Here is a 19,006-nt window from a genome sequence, read left to right as displayed (position 1 = left end):
TTTTATTGCTTTCTATATTAATCAAAAAATATAACCATGGATATTTGTATAACTATAGCTGCGATAATTGGAATCCAACTTTTTTCCCAATTGCCTGTTTGATAGCCAAGTATTATAACAAGTCCAATTGCTAAAACCCAAAGAATTCCTGACGCTTTTGCCAATCTATTATCCTTTATTTGCTCTTTTGGATTTCTGTATTTTAATAGATCTTGAAAAGCTGAGTTTTTGACCATAGTATGACTTATTATATAAGCTCCTAGGCTTATTATGAAAAGAAAAATACTTGTCAATATATCATCATTAATTTTATTTTCAAAAATCATTATTATTAGTGGAGAAAGAATAAAGATTGCTATTGAAATTATTACATTTCTACTAACAATGGGCTTATATTCATCCATATTTTTGTTAATCACTCCTTCAATTCCATAGGAAAAATCATAAGGTTCTTTTTCTATAAAGTCATATTTTTGTGAGCTAAACCCCGAAATAAGGAAAAGTCCGACTGCTAAAGCGACAAAACTTAGAGTTAAAATACTTCCTATTGGATTATTTAACAAAGTGCTTGGGATAGGTGATGATACCAAAAGAGAAATAGCTAATCCTACATTAACAGCAATCTTATCATAGATTTTAAGATAGTCGTTTAACATTTCACTATCAATCGTTTTGACATTACTTTCACTTACACTATCTTCTACTATAATAGCCTCCATTCCTAATTTGTCATTTAATAGAAAATCCGTGCTAACTCCAAAAATTTGAGAAAGCTTCACTATCTTATCCAAATCAGGCATGGCCATAGTGGATTCCCACTTAGAAACAGATTGACGACTAACTCCTATTTTTGCTGCCAAATCTTCTTGGGTCATTGATTCTTTTTTTCTTAAATTAATAATTTTATCTGCTAAAATCATAAAATCCTCCTTAATTTCTCATCTATATTCTATGAAAAAATGCCCTGTCATTCCACCAATTTGATTAGGAAATTTGTCAACTGCCAGTTGCATTATTGTAATTTTAGCTGTTTTTTTGCAAACTATCTATAAATCATATACCCCAAAATATATATTTGGTATAATAATAAAAAGATAAGAATTTATGGGAAAATTTTTCTTTACAAAAGTTTTTAAATTTTGAAAGTTAGAAATATAAGAGAAATTATTTGATTAAGAAAGAGATAATTAAAAGGAGAATTAATGAAATTTACCAAAATACCACTATCTGACAAAAAATACCTAAATTACATTTTTTTAGAAACTTTGGTTTCTGGCAAAGAAGTAACTACTATGTTTGATACAAGAGGCAATAGCCTTCTAAAACAGTCAATCGCAGATACTATTGATGTCAAATATATCGATGAAAAATATATAGACGAAAAAAGAAAATGGAGAAGAGCAAGGGTAAATTTAAAACTTGGAGGCCTTGAAATTGGGTCAGCTCCAGTAATTGTAGCAAGCGATGAGAGTTTTGATTTAATGGCAGATCCTTTGGGCAATAAATTTCCAGCTGATATGATTTTGGGTTGGAATATAATAAGCCAGCTTTGCTTTAGGGGAGATCTTAGAATAGGAGATTTTCAAGTTCAAATTGACGATTTTAGAGAAACTAAGGCCAAAGATAAGCCAAATTCTCTAGTTATAAATGTTGAATTTGAAGGAGAAAGAATGCTTGCAAGCCTTGATACATCAAGACCTATTACTTGTGTTAAAAAAGAAATATTTGATAAATTAATCTCAAAAGATGAAAAAGATAAAACGCTCGATATGCTAGATCTGGGAAATGAAAATTTAACCTTAAGAACTCCTTTGAAAGTAAAAATAGATCAAGATGAAATTTTCTTATCAAAGGTAGAAGTTAATCCAAACATCAAAGAAAATGACGTAAATATAATTTTTGGAGTAGATTTATTGACAAATTCTACCTGGGCAATGTATAATCCAATGAGATATATAAGAGTAAAAAGATAAAGCTAGTTGCTAGCTTTTCTTTTTTTGTCAAAATTCTAATTAATAAAAAAAAATAAAAATTCAACGAATATTTTAAAATTAATAAAAATCAATTATAATATATTATTATAAAGGAGGTTTTATGAGTAAGTTATTAGTTATTCAATCGGATTTTGGTCTGGGAGATGGAGCCGTATCTGCAATGCATGGAGTGGCTAATATGGTCGATTCTGAAATTAAAGTTGATGATTTGACCCATGAAATTATGCCATATAATATTTTTGAGGCTAGTTATAGGCTTATTCAAACAATAAAATATTGGCCAAAAGAAACAGTCTTTGTTTCTGTTGTGGATCCTGGAGTTGGTTCAAACCGTAAGTCAATTGCAGTAAAAACTATGACAGATCATTATATAGTAAGTCCAGATAATGGAACCTTATCTCATATCAAAAAATATATTGGGATAAAATCTTGTAAGCTTATTGACGAAAACAACAATAGGTTGCCTTTTTCTGAGAAATCTCACACCTTCCACGGTCGTGATGTTTATACTTATAATGCTGCAAAAATAGCATCAAATCCGTCTTATTATGAGACTTTGCAAGATTATGACAAGGAAAAAATCGTAAGTTTTGATATCAATGAAGCAAGAGCTAATAATGGCTTAATCAAAGGCACAGTTGATATTCTCGATATAAGATTTGGATCTTTGTGGACAAATATTCCAGCTGATTTGCTAAGTGAAAATAATATTCACACCGGAGATAGTTTAAAAATTAGAATTTATTACAAAGATACGAAAAAATACGAAAATCACATACAATTTGGCCATAGTTTTTCTGATGTGAAAGAAGGAGAAGTTGTAGCTTATATAAATTCCCTTATAAATCTTGGAATTGCCATAAATCAAAGCAATTTTTCAAAAACTTATAACATTGGAACTGGTTCAGATTGGACAATTGAAGTAGAAAAAATTATTTAGGAGTTATTATGAATTTTAAAAATCAATCAACAATTACAAAAATCGTAGCAATAGGCATTGGTGCCGCAGTATTTTTCATTTTAGGACGTTTCTTATCAATTCCAGTTGGCATACCAAATACATCACTTGAAACAACATATCCATTTTTGGCTTTAATGTCAGTAATTTTTGGACCAGTTGTAGGTGGATTAATTGGTTTAATAGGACATGGAATTAAGGATTTATTAACTTATGGTTTGTGGATTAGCTGGGTAATTTCTTCTGGAATTACAGGAGTTGGTTATGGATTAGTTGGCAAGAGCTTAAATGTTGCCAAGGGAATTTTTACCAAATCTGACATTATTAAGTTTAATATTGGACAATTAATTACAAATCTTATCGCTTGGGCACTTGTAGCTCCAACTTTGGATATATTAATTTACCAAGAACCAGCTAATAAAGTATTTTTGCAAGGAATTGTTGCAGCATTGATGAATTCACTAGCTGTTGCAATCTTGGGAACAATTTTAATTATTGCCTTTACAAAAACACAAACACCAGATAATAGTTTACAAAGAGATTAAATTTGACCAATAATAGAGAAATAAATTTTACTAATTTTACATTTAAATACAAGTCACAAAAAAGTCCAACTCTCATAGACATTGATTTTACCATAAAAGAAGGAGAAAAAATCCTAATAATTGGCCCTAGTGGCTCGGGCAAATCAACAATAGCAAAAGCTATAAATGCTCAGATTCCCAATACTTACGATGGGGATATAAAAGGTGATGTCAAAATTTGTGATAAAGATATAAAAGAATCTTCGATTTTTGACCTATCACTTAAAGTTGGAACTGTTTTGCAAGATACAGATGGACAATTTGTAGGCTTGACTGTTGCTGAAGATATAGCTTTTTCTCTTGAAAATGACAACGTTAAAAAAGATGAGATGCTTAAAGAAGTAAATTCATGGGCGGAAGTTTTGGCTATAAAAGATTTACTAGGACAAAAACCAGGAGAATTATCTGGTGGACAAAAGCAAAGAGTTTCTTTAGCTGGAGTTTTGGTTTCTCATACGCCTATACTTTTACTTGATGAGCCTTTGGCAAATCTTGATCCAGCAAGCGGACTATCAACAATGAAACTTGTCGATAAACTTAATCAAAACTATGGTTGCAGTATTATAGTAATCGAGCATAGGCTTGAAGAAGCTCTAAATATGAAGCCTGATAGGATATTGATAATAGATGATGGCAAACTTATTTTTGATGGAAAAACAAGCGATCTATTAAAGAGGAATCTTTTGGATGAAATTGGAGTTAGAAAACCTCTTTATATCAAGGCATTAGATTATAGCAAAGTGGATGTTGGGAAATATGATAGTTTGTCAAATTTTGAAGATACAAATATTTTGGGAAATGACCTAAGTAAAATAAAAAATTGGGCAGATTCAGTAAAAGTTCAGGAAGATTTAAGTAAAAAAAATCCTATTTTACAGATTAAAAATCTTTGCTTTTCTTATGGAAAAAACAAAAAGACCTTAGAAGATTTATCCTTTACCATAAATAAGGGCGATATAGTAAGTCTTGTTGGACCAAACGGAGCTGGTAAATCAACTCTAGCAAAATTACTTTGTGGTTTTATTCGACCAACAAGTGGAGAAATTATCCTAGCTAACAAGGACATTAAAAATCAATCCATAAAAGAAATCGCCGAAAAAATCGGTTTTTGCTTGCAAAATCCAAATGCAATGATTTCTAAGACAAGTGTTATAGAAGAAGTTTCCTTTGGCCTAAAACTTAGAAATGTAAAAGAAGAAGAAATCAAGGAAAAAACAAAAAAAATCCTGGAAATTTGTGGGCTTTACCCATTTAGAAATTGGCCAATTGCAGCACTTTCTTATGGACAAAAAAGAAGAGTAACTATTGCATCAATTTTGATTTTGGATCCACAAATTCTAATCCTTGATGAACCAACTGCAGGCCAGGATTATAAGCATTACACAGAAATTATGGAATTTATCAAAAGCTTAAATAAAAAATTAAATTTGACAATATTAATGATTTCTCACGATATGCACCTGATCCAAGAATATACTGATAGGACTTTAGTAATTGCCAATGGCAAGCTTTTGGCGGATACATCTGCCAAGGAACTTTTTGCAAATTCCGAGCTTTTAGAAAAAGCTTCTCTTACAGAAACAAGCCTTTACAAGTTGGCAAAAAAGATTTCCTATAATCCACAGGAATTTATAGAGAAATTTATAAGCTACGAAAGAGGAAACTATGAACGATAAAATACTAGGATATATTGATAAAGACACCATAATCCATAGACTTTCGGGAACTACAAAGTTAATTTCTTTTTTGCTTCTTTCGATAATTTCCATGATGTCCTACGATATAAGATTTTTGCTTTTGCTAACTATTTTATCGATAATTTGCTTTAGCATTGCAAAAATCCCCTACGAAAGCATATCTCTTGTATTAAAATTTGTGCTGATATTTTCAATCCTAAATATCTTAGCAATTTATATATTTGAGCCAGAATATGGGGTAGGCCTTTATGGGTCAAGAACAGTAATTAGAGAAGGTTTTGGTAGATATAGCCTAACCTATGAGCAAGTTTTTTATGAGCTAAATGTTTTGATAAAATATTTTGTAACCATACCTCTTGCCCTAATATTTATCTTTACGACAAATCCAAGCGAATTTGCAAGCTCATTAAATAAAATTGGCATTTCCTATAAGATAAGCTACGCAGTGGCCTTGGCCTTAAGGTATATACCAGACATACAAAATTCATACAACGACATAAGACTAGCAAGTCAAGCTAGAGGAATAGAAATGAGCAAAAAAGCTAATCTCATAGATAGAATAAAAGCCTCATCAAACATAATCTTGCCTTTGATATTTGACAGTCTAGCGAGGATAGAAACCATAAGCCAGGCAATGGAACTAAGAAGATTTGGCAAAGAAAAAACCAGAACATGGATATCCTACAGACCTTTTAAAAGAATAGATGTTGTTGCAATTATTTTTACTATAATTATATTTGCAATTGGAATCGCATTATTTGTAGTAAACAAAGGAAGATTTTATAATCCATTTATTTAAAGATAAAGAGAAATTCTCAATTTTTTGGGGATTTCTTTTTTTATATTTTATAAAGTGTATTATATTATATATTAGTAAAATTTTTAGCAGTAAATAAGATTGGAGAGATAATGAGTGATATAAGTATAAAAAATTTATCTTTTGCTTATGAAGAAGGCGGTAAACTTATTCTTAATGATATTACAACAGAAATTAATTCTGGAGAATTTGTCTGTATTTTGGGACAATCTGGATGTGGTAAAAGTACCTTGCTTAGACTTTTAGCAGGACTTGAAATGCCAACTGGAGGGAAAATTACCATAGATGGTGAAGAAATCAAAGGAACTAGCCTAAAAAGAGGAGTTGTATTTCAAGATTACGGCTTATATCCTTGGATGAGTGCTGGAGAAAATATAATGCTTGCCCTAAAGCAGTGTTTTCCATCTGAAGATAAAAATAAATTAAAAGAAAAAGCCTTGGATATGATAGATGCAGTTGGTCTAGAAAGTGAAGTTTATGATAAATTTCCCAAAGAATTATCTGGTGGTATGCAGCAAAGATGTGCAATAGCCCAATCTCTAAGCACAAATCCTCCGATATTGTTGATGGATGAACCATTTGGCGCTCTCGATGCTGTAACAAGAGCAAGGCTTCAAGATTTGATTAAGGATCTTTGGGATAAGGAAGAAGAAAAAAAGACCGTATTTTTTGTAACTCACGATGTTGACGAGGCGATTTTACTAGGAAATAGGATACTTGTTTTAGGTCAATCTCCAAGCCATATAATTTTTGATTACAAGGCAAAAAAGGATTGGGAGCTAAGTCGTGATAATCAATTTGACGATGTTGAAGCTTTAAAATTAAGAAATGAGTTAATAAAACAAATTAACCTTGATGTTAAATCAAAGATAAAGTAATATGAACTAGAAAAGGAAACTAACATAAATATAACAAGGAGGAGAATGTGGAAAGTTCCAAAAAATTTATGACAGCATTATTAACACTTGCAATGGCAATTTCATTTGCAGCTTGTGGAAATAATACAGACAAAGATGCCAGCAAAGATGCTGACAAACAAGTAGAAAGCACAGAATCTGCTGAAAAAACTGACGAAAAAGCAGAAAATAGCGAAAAAACTGAAGAAAATACAGATGACGCTGAAAAAGCTGATGAAACAGCAGAAAATACAGAAGAAGCTGGCAAGCCAGAAGTAAGCAAGGTTAGATGGAACAGCGGTACAAGCGGAAACGTACTTGTAACAATAGCTGAAGAAAAGGGATATTTCAAAGATCAAGGACTAGAAATTGAAAATGTTCCTGCAGATGCAAATGCTGATGCAATGACAATGCTTTCAACAGGAAAAGTTGATGTTGTATCAAATGCTGGTACATCAAATCCACTTCAACAAATTTCAGCTGGTATTGACTTAACAATATTTGGTGGACACATGGTTCAAGGTGCTATGCCAGTTGTAGCTAAAAAAGGAACTAAATGGAACGGAATCAAAGATTTAGTTGGTAAGAAATTTGCTTGTAACCCAAGCTACTTTGCTTTTACAGGAGCACTTATGGATGCTGGAGTAGAAGATCCACTAAATGAAGTTTCTTGGGAAACATACACTGATTACAATGACGCACTAGCAGCAGTAACTCGTGGAGAAGTTGATTATGCTCTTATGGGAACAGGTCAATGCTACACAGTTAAAAACATGGATGACATAGACATAGTAACATGGCATGGTGAAGTAATGCCAAATTACTCTTGCTGTAGAATGGTTGCTCAAAGCGATTTTGTAAAAAATAATCCAAACACAATTAAAAATATTCTTATAGCTTTAATAAGAGCTCAAGATTTCTATGAACACAATAAAGAAGAAGCATTAAAAATACACGCTGCAAAAATCAACGCAAAAGAAGATTATGTAGCAGCTTATATGCTTGATGATCACTACAAAGTTCACGTTGACCCACTTAGAAAATCAGTTGAAAGAGCTTGGGGAATTCTTGATAAAACAGGATTCTTAAAAGAAAAAGCTAAAGATATCAATATTGATGATCATGTAAATACAGACTTATATCAAGAAGCTTTAAAAGAAGCAAAAGAAAAATATGGTGCTGAATCTAAAGACTTCTACGAAAGCTTAGAGCAATTCTATTCAGAAAATGACTAATGACACAAAAGCAGCTGGCCTTCCAGCTGCTATATTTTTAAAAAGGGGGATTTGCAGTGACTAGCAAAATCAAAAATTTCTTTAAAAAATATTGGCCGACTATTTTAATTTATTTAGCAATTATAAGTTTATACATTTTTATGACCTCATCTGGTAGAGCAAATTCCTATCTTTTCCCAGAAATTCATGAGATTGCAAAGGCCTTTGAAGATAACAAAAAGCTGATGTTTTTTAATATGCTTTCATCTTTTAAGCTAATGATACCTTCAGTTATCTTATCTTTAGTAATAGCTATTGGAATTGGAACAATAATGGGTATGAATGAGAAATTAAGAGATGCCCTTCATCCAGTTATTTACACCTTTAGTGTAATTCCATCTATCTTACTATCTCCATTTGCCCTATTATTAGCGCCGACATTTTGGTCAGCATCTTTGTTTTTGATAGTATATGGAACCATGTGGTCAACTTTATTTGCAACCATAACAGGGATTATGACAATTGACAAAAGATATTTGGATAAGGCAGAAACATTGCAACTTAAAGGATTTAAGAAGCTTACAAAGGTAATTCTTCCAGCAGCAAGCCCTTCAATAATTGCAGGATTTATAAATTCTTTAAGATCTACTTTTGTAATGTTGGTTTATGCAGAAATGTATGGATCAAAATATGGAATGGGATTTTTTGTAAAAAAATACGCTGAATTTGGCTTATACGACTACACTTGGGCAGGATTTTTGTTCATGGTTGTAGTTTTGGTAGTTGTAATGCAAGTTTTTGAAGGAATAAAAAAACATCTGCTAAGATGGACTGCAGATTAATAAATGAACATTCAAAAAGGTGGTTAGCTAATTTTGCCAACCACTATTTCTTTATTTAAACAAATATAAATACTCTCCGTATCCTTCTTTTTCCAAGTCTTCTTTTGGGATAAATCTTATGGAAGCTCCGTTTATGCAATAGCGTAGGCCTCCCAATTCTTTTGGCCCATCTGGGAAAACATGACCTAAGTGGCTTTTGGCGAGCTTACTTTTTACTTCGGTTCTTCTCATGCCATGGCTTAGGTCTAAATTTTCTTCTAGTTCGCTACCTTCGATTACCTTGGCAAAACTTGGCCAACCACAACCTGCGTTAAATTTATCAAGGCTAGAAAAAAGTGGCTCGCCAGAAACTATATCAACATAAATTCCATCTTCATAAAAATCGTCATAGCTTGATGAAAATGGCCTTTCGGTTTTTGAATTTTGTGTTACTTCATAGGATAATTCGCTTAAATTTTCTCTTAAATATTCATCAATTGGTTTTTTGTACATTTTTTCTCCTTTGCTTTTATTTATTGTACTTCTTTTTTTGAGAAAATATTTGACTTTAATTTTATCGATAGTACACTATAAATGTGATTAGCAATTGGCACCTCAGAGTGCTAAATATTAGTTAAGGAGATTAAAATGCAATTAAAACCTATTGGAGATAGAGTAGTTATAAAAAAAGCTGAAGCAGAAAAGACAACTCAATCTGGTATAGTTTTGCCAGAATCTGCTCAAGAAAAACCACAATATGCAGAAATTATTGCAATTAGTGAAGATATTTTAAATGATGATAAGAAGAAAGATTCTCTAAGTGTTGGAGATAAGGTTATTTATTCTCAATATGCAGGAACAAGTGTAAAGCTTGATGATGTTGAGTATATGGTTGTAAAATATATCGATATTTTGGCAGTTGTAAGATAAGGAAAGGAATTTTAAATGGCTAAAGATATTTATTATGGAAAAGACGCACGTGATGGTTTAGAACGTGGAATTGATAAATTAGCAAATGCAGTAAAGGTAACACTTGGACCAAAGGGACGTAATGTAGTTTTGGACAAATCTTATGGAGCACCAACTATAACAAATGATGGCGTTACCATTGCCCAAGAAATTGAACTTGAAGATAGATTTGAAAATATGGGAGCTCAACTTGTAAAAGAAGTTGCAACCAAAACAAATGATGTTGCAGGAGATGGTACTACAACAGCTACAGTTCTTGCTCAAGCAATCATCAAAGAAGGCCTAAAAAACTTGGCAGCTGGAGCAAATCCAATTGTACTAAACAAAGGTCTTAAAAAAGCAACTGAAGTTGTAGTTGACTATATCAAAGAAAATTCTCATGACATTGTTGACAAACATTCAATTGAAAATGTTGGAACAATATCATCTTCAGATCCAGAAATTGGTAAATTTATAGCAGATGCTATGGAAAAAGTTGGAAATGACGGAGTAATCACAGTTGAAGAATCAAAAACAACTGACACCTACCTAGATGTTGTTGAAGGTATGCAATTTGACAAGGGATATTTGTCACCTTATATGGCAACAGACAATGAAAAAATGGTAGCTGAATTAGAAGATCCATATATCTTATTAACAGATAAGAAAATTTCTAATATCCAAGACCTATTGCCATTACTAGAACAAATCGTTCAAGCAAGCCGTCCACTATTGATAATTGCAGAAGATGTTGAAGGTGAAGCTTTAACAACCTTAATCCTAAACAAACTTCGTGGAACTTTCAATGTAGTTGCAGTAAAAGCTCCAGGCTATGGCGATAGAAGAAAAGCGATGCTTGAAGATATAGCAATACTTACAGGCGCAAAAGTAATTTCTGAAGAATTAAATATGGATTTAAAAGAAACTGAAATAGAAATGCTTGGCTCTGCTAAAAAAGTAAAAGTTGACAAAGACAATACAACAATAGTAGAAGGCAAGGGAGATAAAAAAGCTCTAGAAGAAAGAGTTTCCCTAATTCGTCAACAAATAGAAAAAGAAGATAGCCAATATGAAAAAGAAAAACTACAAGAAAGAGTAGCAAAACTTGCAGGTGGAGTAGCAGTAATAAATGTTGGAGCTGCAACAGAAACAGAAATGCAAGAAAAGAAATATAGAATCGAAGATGCTCTATCAGCAACAAGAGCTGCAGTAGAAGAAGGAATAGTTGCTGGTGGTGGAGTAGTACTAATCGGCGCAATAGAAAAAGTAAAAGAAGTAAAAGAAAATCTAATTGGAGATGAAAAAACAGGAGCGGCAATAATAGAAAAAGCTCTAGAAGCTCCACTAAGACAAATAGTAGAAAACGCTGGAATGGACGGATCAGTAATAGTACAAAATGTAAAAGAATCCGGCAAAGACGAAGGCTACGATGCCTACAACGACAAATACGTAAATATGTTTGAAGCAGGAATAGTAGAACCAACAAAAGTAACAAGATCAGCCCTACAAAATGCAGTAAGCGTATCAGCCTTACTACTAACAACAGAAGCAGCAGTAGCAGACATACCAAAAGAAGAACCACCAATGCCACAAGGCATGCCAATGGGATATTAATTATAATAAGCTCTTGCAAGACAATTTATTGTTTTGCAAGAGTTTTTTATTTTCAAAATTTAATTTATAATTTTTTGCTCACAAAAAAATGCTTTTGAAATTTAAAGCTCATTATTTACAATTGTTTTAAATTTATTAAAAATAATAATATAAGTAAAAAAATAATTTAATATATTAATTATCTAGTATAAAAAAATTTCAAAATATGATATAATTTTGTAAATGGACAAAATATAATAATTTTTTACAAGCTAATAAAATTGTTTTAAAAAGCCATTGGATTAATGTATAGGCTTTAGCTATCTGTTCATTTGATATTTGTAGGACTGTTGCGTAGTAAATGTTTTAAAAATGTTTACAAATATAGCGAAAAACACAAATTTGCCCTAATATTTGTGATTTATGCTAATGAAAAAGAGGAGAATTATGAGAAGGGAGAATAAAAATCCAAGAAAGATTTTGTTTTCTGTATTAATTGCTATTGCTTTTGTAGTTTTAGCTGGTATTAAATTAGGCTATGCCAATATAATATCGCCAAAACAAGGAATCAATGAGTACCATTTTTATAATGATACAATAGAAAATAAAGATTCAGCTAAAGAAATACAAAAACAAATCGTTCTTGATGGAAAATCAATTTCTGATCCAGGCCATGTATTTAAAGACAAAGATAAAGTTTTGTTGAAATGGCAAGATGAAAAAGGTAACGATATTATATTTGATACTCCAATAGATATTAAATCTAATAGTAAAAATATAATTAAAGTTTACCCGGTATTCAAAGATCAAGTAGTAGTAACCTATTATGTAGATGATAAAGTTTATATGACTGACACCATCACTGATGCTAGTTCTTATAAACTACCAGTAGATCCTACAATTTATGATGCTAATAAATACTTCGTAAATTGGTCAACATCAAAAGACGGCTCATCTGGCCTTTATGATGAGAATTCTTTGAAAAAAGATATTGAAGCAGGAAAAACTGACATTAAACTTTATGCTATTACAGAGTTTAAACACAAGGCGACATTTATAACAGGAGACGGCGCAAGCTTCCAAGAACAAATCCTTGCAAGTGCTGCAAGTACTCTTGATAAACAACCAAAAACTCCTGAAAGACCTGGATATGAATTTAGCCACTGGTCTTTGGAAGAAGATGGTGAACCCGTTGACCTTAACACTCTAGTGTTAGACAAAGATATTGATGTCTATGCTGTATGGAAACCAGTTGTAGTTGACTATAAATTTAAGGTTATGGTCCAAAATATAAATGATGATGACTACACTTTCCATGAAATAATATCAGCAAGAGGCCTAAATGGAGAAAAAACAAGCCTACCATTTAAAGGAAGTGAAAATCCAGATCCTAAAGTAGCGCCAACAGGTCCAATAGTAGAAGATATTACGAGTCTTACAGAAAAAGATGGACGCTTTAGCAATGGCTACAATAGCAAAGATGAAAATGGAAAAATGGATCACACCTATACCAATCCTCAAACTCTGGATTATCCTGGTTTCCATTTAAACGAAGAAAAAACAAAAGAAGCTTTTGAAACAATAGAAGCTGATGGCAGCACAGTTGTACCTGTATATATGGATAGAAATGTTCATACTATATGGGTCTATAAAAATGCAAATAAAATTGGTTATTATCAAGCTAATTGGGTTAATGCTACAGATGAAAATGGAAATATTCACGTAGATTTGCGTTACGGTCAAAGTTCTGAAACATGGTTTGACAAGCTAAATAAAGATTATATTTATTACATGGATAAAAGCATAGGATCTTTCTATACTAGAGCACCAGCAATGGGTGATAAAGATATTTATATGTATAGAGTTTTAGCTAAGGGTACAAAATACCAACTACGCTTTGTTGAATGGGATCCAAGCAAATTTAATGCAGGTATTAACTCATCAGATCTTGCAACAATGCAATCTACCCTTGGTACCATGAAAGAAATTGGAAAAAGAGTAAGCTTCCAAAACTCAGAGTGGTACATGAATTGGAATGGACGTAAATATAGAGTCTTTGAACCATACAACGATAATTATCAACAAGTCACATATTCTTGGGTAGATAAAACTGACCATGTAGACGATATCAAAGGTTTCGAACCTAAGAAAGGTGATATGTCTCGAGATGGCTTACAATCAGTAAATGTAAATAATCCAGCCTTTAGAGATTATATGTTCGCCGCAGGTAAGAATGTGGGTGGATATCAAAACTATACAGGAACACCTTATATGGAAGATGGCAACTATGTTGGCTTCTTATTCTATATTAGAAAGTCATACAAGATTAATTACTATTCTGGAAATAAATTAATAACTAGTAAGTCATACAAATATGAAGCTGATGTAAATGATTTTGGTCTTGATTATAAAGTTGGAGAAACAACTAATCCAAATAATCCTAAGCAAATTTTTAAGGGTTGGTACAAAGACTCTAGCTTTAGCGTTCCTTACACAGCAGAAGATATCAAAACAATGCCAGCCCATGATACAAATGTTTATGCTAAGTGGGAATCAGTAGAATACAAAGTAACCTTCCACACAAACCAAAATGACTACTCTGATGATAAATATATAGAAGAAGTTACAAATATTCCTGATAGCAAAACAGTATATGACGGACAATATAAAGATGCCAAAGCTAGCAAAGAGAATTTCCCTCAACCAGTTCAACCTGAAAAAGCAACAGAATTTTTGGGATGGTATGAAAAAAATCAATATGGAAGATATGTAAAAGCAAATCTTCGCAAACAAATTAAAAATAATGATACTCACTTATATGCTAAGTGGAAATATGATTATTTAAAATTAAAATACGATTTGAACTTGCCAGATACTGACAATGTTGAAGGAACTGCTCCAATAGATTCAAACTCTTATATCAATGATGCCAAAGCACAAGCTCAAGATATAGGAGAAGTTAAAGTAAATGGTGGCAAAAAAGTTTTCGTAGGTTGGAGTGTAAGCAAAGACGGATCTACTGGCCTAATTAAACCAAGCGAAACCGTCCTAATGGATAAAAATAAAACTCTTTACGCTCAATGGAAAGAAATGCCAGATTTGCCACTTACCAAAGTAACTTATGATCCAAACGGTGGCACTGGTAAGCAATATACAGTTGAAAATATAATTGTAGAAGACTTCCATAAAGTCCTAGACAATGATAAAGACGAAAATCTTAAATACAGCCGTGAAGGTTATGCTTTTAAGGGCTGGAGCAGAGATAAAGACGCAACAAAAGCCGAATTCCAAGCAGGCGAAGAGGTCAATGTCAACCAACTAGACCAAGATAAAAATAATTATATCTATGCTATCTGGGCTCCTATCATCAATTACACAACCGATGGCAATGGACAAGTTAAGGAAGGCGAAAATTTTGTAGATTCTACAAAAGAAGAAGTTGAACTTAAATCAAATCCAAAAGGCACAGAAACAAAAGCAAATGAAGGATATAAATTTAGCCACTGGACAGCAGATAAAGAAATCACATTAAATGATGGAACAAAAATTCCTGCTGGAGGAAAAATTACTGAAGAACAATTAAAACAAGCAGTAATCACAGAACCACTTACATTTAAAGCTAATTTCGTAAAAGATGAATTTAAAGTAACACACGAATTTAAAGTTGCCGAAGATTCTCCAATAAAAGAAATGCCAGCTGATGTAAAAACAGCAGTAGATGCCCAACTTCCAGAAGATAAAACAGCAGAAGATGGCAAAACAACAACCCCAGGAGAATTAAAAGATCCAAAAGACGTAGAAGACAAAACAAATGACGGCGTTTGGAAATTCGAAGGTTTCAAAGATCAAGATCCAGATACAAAAGAAGTAGACGCAAAAGTAAACGGAGCAGATGTAACATTCGAAGGAAAATGGAAATTCACACCAAACAAACACGAAGTAACATACGAATACGTAAGTGGAACAGAAGGTAAAGAACTACCAGAAGCATTAAAAGCAAAAGCTCCAGCAAAAGTAACAGCNGAAACTGATGATAAGGGAAATACAAAACATATCTACAAAAAGAAGACTACTCCTACACCAGCTGTAGTTACAGAATACGTTGACGAAGATGGTAAGACTATTGCTCCTAAGGAAGATGGTACAAAACCAAATAAAGAAATTGATGGATATGAATTTGTAAGAACCGAAACTGATGATAAGGGAAATACAAAACATATCTACAAAAAGAAGACTACTCCTACACCAGCTGTAGTTACAGAATACGTTGACGAAGATGGTAAGACTATTGCTCCTAAGGAAGATGGTACAAAACCAAATAAAGAAATTGATGGATATGAATTTGTAAGAACCGAAACTGATGATAAGGGAAATACAAAACATATCTACAAAAAGAAGACTACTCCTACACCAGCTGTAGTTACAGAATACGTTGACGAAGATGGTAAGACTATTGCTCCTAAGGAAGATGGTACAAAACCAAATAAAGAAATTGATGGATATGAATTTGTAAGAACCGAAACTGATGATAAGGGAAATACAAAACATATCTACAAAAAGAAGACTACTCCTACACCAGCTGTAGTTACAGAATACGTTGACGAAGATGGTAAGACTATTGCTCCTAAGGAAGATGGTACAAAACCAAATAAAGAAATTGATGGATATGAATTTGTAAGAACCGAAACTGATGATAAGGGAAATACAAAACATATCTACAAAAAGAAGACTACTCCTACACCAGCTGTAGTTACAGAATACGTTGACGAAGATGGTAAGACTATTGCTCCTAAGGAAGATGGTACAAAACCAAATAAAGAAATTGATGGATATGAATTTGTAAGAACCGAAACTGATGATAAGGGAAATACAAAACATATCTACAAAAAGAAGACTACTCCTACACCAGCTGTAGTTACAGAATACGTTGACGAAGATGGTAAGACTATTGCTCCTAAGGAAGATGGTACAAAACCAAATAAAGAAATTGATGGATATGAATTTGTAAGAACCGAAACTGATGATAAGGGAAATACAAAACATATCTACAAAAAGAAGACTACTCCTACACCAGCTGTAGTTACAGAATACGTTGACGAAGATGGTAAGACTATTGCTCCTAAGGAAGATGGTACAAAACCAAATAAAGAAATTGATGGATATGAATTTGTAAGAACCGAAACTGATGATAAGGGAAATACAAAACATATCTACAAAAAGAAGACTACTCCTACACCAGCTGTAGTTACAGAATACGTTGACGAAGATGGTAAGACTATTGCTCCTAAGGAAGATGGTACAAAACCAAATAAAGAAATTGATGGATATGAATTTGTAAGAACCGAAACTGATGATAAGGGAAATACAAAACATATCTACAAAAAGAAGACTACTCCTACACCAGCTGTAGTTACAGAATACGTTGACGAAGATGGTAAGACTATTGCTCCTAAGGAAGATGGTACAAAACCAAATAAAGAAATTGATGGATATGAATTTGTAAGAACCGAAACTGATGATAAGGGAAATACAAAACATATCTACAAAAAGAAGACTACTCCTACACCAGCTGTAGTTACAGAATACGTTGACGAAGATGGTAAGACTATTGCTCCTAAGGAAGATGGTACAAAACCAAATAAAGAAATTGATGGATATGAATTTGTAAGAACCGAAAAAGATGAACAAGGCAATACAAAACATATCTACAAGAAAAAAGTCACACCACCAGCAGAAGTAGTTACAGAATACGTTGACGAAGATGGCAAAACTATATCTGAAAAAGAAACTGGAACAAAAGACAAAAAAGATATCGACGGGTATGAATTTGTAAGAACCGAAAAAGATGAACAAGGCAATACAAAACATATCTACAAGAAGAAAACTACTACTCCTACTACAGATGTAGTAACTAAGTATGTTGATGAAGCTGGTAATCCTCTTGCTCAGGAAGAAAAAGGCAAGAAAGATAAAAAGGATATTCCTGCTTATGAGTTTGTAAAGACTTACACCGATAAAGATGGAAATACTGTTCATGTTTATAGACTAAAACAAAGTCCAACCCCATCAGTAGAAACTAGATATGTTGATGTAAATGGAAATCAACTACTTCCACCTAAGGATGGAACAAATGGTCCAGAAACTATTGAAGGTTACAACTTTATAAGTACAAGTAAAGATGGGAATGGTAATACAATTCACACTTACAGTAAAAATCCTACAGAAGGTGTACAAACAAGATATGTTGACACTGAAGGTAAGCAAATACTTGCTGATAAAGTTGGAACTTATGAACCAGCAACTATAAAAGGTTATGAATTTGTAAACACTACAACTGATGAGAATGGTAATACTACTCATATCTATAGAAAATTACCAACTCCTTCTAAAAAAGTAGTTACTAAATTCGTTGATGAAAACGGACTTGAACTTTCAGATCCTCTAACTGGTAAAAATCCAAGCAAAGCAATTCCAGGATATGAAATAGTAAGAACAGAAACAGATTCTAATGGCAACGTAATATATGTTTACAGAAAGAAAGCTAAAGAGTCTCAAAAAACAACAAAATACGTTGATGAAAATGGAAATGAAATTTCTGAGTCTACAAAGGGTAAGAACCCTAATAAGGATATAGATGGCTATGAATTTGTAAAAACTACAACTGATAAAGACGGTAATACAGTTCATATCTACAGAAGAAAAACATCAACTCCAAGTGTAAGCAAAACAACAAAATACGTTGATGAAAAAGGAAATGAAATTTCTGAGTCTACAAAGGGCAAGAACCCTAAGAAAGATATAGATGGCTATGAATTTGTAGAAACCACAACTGACAAAGACGGTAATACAGTTCATATCTACAAGAAGAAATCTTCAACATCTAAGACAAAAACTAATTTTGTTGATGAAAAAGGAAATGTTATTTCTCCAAGTGTAGATGGTAAAAATCCTAAGAAGGAAATCGAAGGCTATGAATTTGTAAAAACTGAAACAGATAAAGACGGTAATACTGTTCATATCTACAAAAAGAAATCATCAATAGATGGTAAATCTAATGTAAAATATAAATTTGAATCATCTACCCCAGGAAAAACACTGCCAAAAGAAGTTTTAGATCTTATTCCTACAGATGTAGATACAATAGAAAATGGTTCTGAATTCTCACCTACAAAACCTTCTAAATTAAAAGTCAAAGTAAAAGATGGTACTTGGATATTTGAAGGATTTGATAAAGAAAGTGCTACAACTGATAATGGCGAATTAACTTTAGTAGGAAAATGGAAATTTGTAGCAAATAAAAAATCTGATCAAAACACAAAAACTGGTCAAAGTGGTTCAAATGGAAGTAAAATAAAACAAGCTGGCAATAAAAATGTTAAGACAGGTATAGCAGATTCAACTAACCTTATACTTGTATTAATGGGTTCATCTTTTGCTTTATATAAAAGCAGAAAGAATAAATATTAAAATATTGCTAATAAGTT

Annotated in this window: 13 protein-coding genes; 11 read left to right on the top strand and 2 right to left on the bottom strand. The window is 32.4% G+C overall.

Annotated features, from left to right (window positions below):
* Positions 1 to 17: 17 nt before the first annotated feature.
* Positions 18 to 920, bottom strand: a complete 903-nt coding sequence (locus tag CS884_RS07300; protein WP_099321226.1) for a helix-turn-helix domain-containing protein — start codon at positions 918 to 920, stop codon at positions 18 to 20.
* 282 nt (positions 921 to 1,202) lie between these two features.
* On the opposite strand from CS884_RS07300, the gene CS884_RS07295 reads away from it, so the two are divergent.
* From CS884_RS07295 to CS884_RS07260, 8 genes are all read left to right on the top strand, one after another.
* Positions 1,203 to 1,973 carry a hypothetical protein gene (locus tag CS884_RS07295; RefSeq protein WP_099321225.1) on the top strand — a complete coding sequence of 257 codons (771 nt, stop codon included), beginning with the start codon at positions 1,203 to 1,205 and terminating at the stop codon, positions 1,971 to 1,973.
* A 121-nt stretch (positions 1,974 to 2,094) separates the two neighbouring features.
* Complete coding sequence (locus tag CS884_RS07290; RefSeq protein WP_099321224.1) at positions 2,095 to 2,934, top strand: S-adenosyl-l-methionine hydroxide adenosyltransferase family protein; 840 nt, start codon at positions 2,095 to 2,097, stop codon at positions 2,932 to 2,934.
* 8 nt (positions 2,935 to 2,942) lie between these two features.
* Positions 2,943 to 3,497, top strand: coding sequence for an ECF-type riboflavin transporter substrate-binding protein (locus tag CS884_RS07285; RefSeq protein WP_099321223.1), 555 nt, complete (start codon positions 2,943 to 2,945; stop codon positions 3,495 to 3,497).
* Between the two features lie 2 nt (positions 3,498 to 3,499).
* Positions 3,500 to 5,212: an ABC transporter ATP-binding protein gene (locus CS884_RS07280; RefSeq protein WP_099321222.1), complete on the top strand. Its 1,713-nt coding sequence runs from the start codon at positions 3,500 to 3,502 to the stop codon at positions 5,210 to 5,212.
* Positions 5,202 to 6,032: an energy-coupling factor transporter transmembrane protein EcfT gene (locus CS884_RS07275; protein WP_099321221.1), complete on the top strand. Its 831-nt coding sequence runs from the start codon at positions 5,202 to 5,204 to the stop codon at positions 6,030 to 6,032. Before CS884_RS07280 ends, CS884_RS07275 begins: the two co-directional genes overlap by 11 nt.
* A gap of 110 nt (positions 6,033 to 6,142) precedes the next feature.
* On the top strand, positions 6,143 to 6,928 hold the full coding sequence (locus CS884_RS07270) for an ABC transporter ATP-binding protein (protein WP_099321220.1): 786 nt from the start codon (positions 6,143 to 6,145) through the stop codon (positions 6,926 to 6,928).
* A 47-nt stretch (positions 6,929 to 6,975) separates the two neighbouring features.
* A complete protein-coding gene (locus tag CS884_RS07265; protein ID WP_219350581.1) occupies positions 6,976 to 8,181 on the top strand; it encodes an ABC transporter substrate-binding protein in 1,206 nt (401 codons plus the stop codon).
* A gap of 56 nt (positions 8,182 to 8,237) precedes the next feature.
* Positions 8,238 to 9,002 (top strand): ABC transporter permease, encoded by a 765-nt coding sequence (locus CS884_RS07260; protein WP_219350580.1) that lies wholly within the window; start codon positions 8,238 to 8,240, stop codon positions 9,000 to 9,002.
* Positions 9,003 to 9,053: 51 nt separating this feature from the next.
* Here CS884_RS07260 and msrB read toward each other — a convergent pair whose 3' ends face one another.
* Complete coding sequence (gene msrB / locus CS884_RS07255; protein ID WP_099321219.1) at positions 9,054 to 9,494, bottom strand: peptide-methionine (R)-S-oxide reductase MsrB; 441 nt, start codon at positions 9,492 to 9,494, stop codon at positions 9,054 to 9,056.
* A gap of 135 nt (positions 9,495 to 9,629) precedes the next feature.
* On the opposite strand from msrB, the gene groES reads away from it, so the two are divergent.
* From groES to CS884_RS07240, 3 genes are all read left to right on the top strand, one after another.
* Positions 9,630 to 9,911 (top strand): co-chaperone GroES, encoded by a 282-nt coding sequence (groES, locus tag CS884_RS07250; protein WP_099321218.1) that lies wholly within the window; start codon positions 9,630 to 9,632, stop codon positions 9,909 to 9,911.
* A 15-nt stretch (positions 9,912 to 9,926) separates the two neighbouring features.
* Entirely contained in the window at positions 9,927 to 11,543 is a 1,617-nt protein-coding gene (gene groL / locus CS884_RS07245; RefSeq protein WP_099321217.1) for a chaperonin GroEL, read from the top strand.
* A gap of 426 nt (positions 11,544 to 11,969) precedes the next feature.
* A complete protein-coding gene (locus CS884_RS07240; RefSeq protein WP_180753309.1) occupies positions 11,970 to 18,989 on the top strand; it encodes a MucBP domain-containing protein in 7,020 nt (2,339 codons plus the stop codon).
* The last annotated feature ends 17 nt before the right edge of the window (positions 18,990 to 19,006 follow it).

The organism is Anaerococcus sp. Marseille-P3625 (assembly GCF_900232825.1).
Classification (GTDB): domain Bacteria; phylum Bacillota; class Clostridia; order Tissierellales; family Peptoniphilaceae; genus Anaerococcus.
Note: the sequence above shows the minus strand (reverse complement) of the source record. Positions and strands in the feature narration are given on the sequence as shown.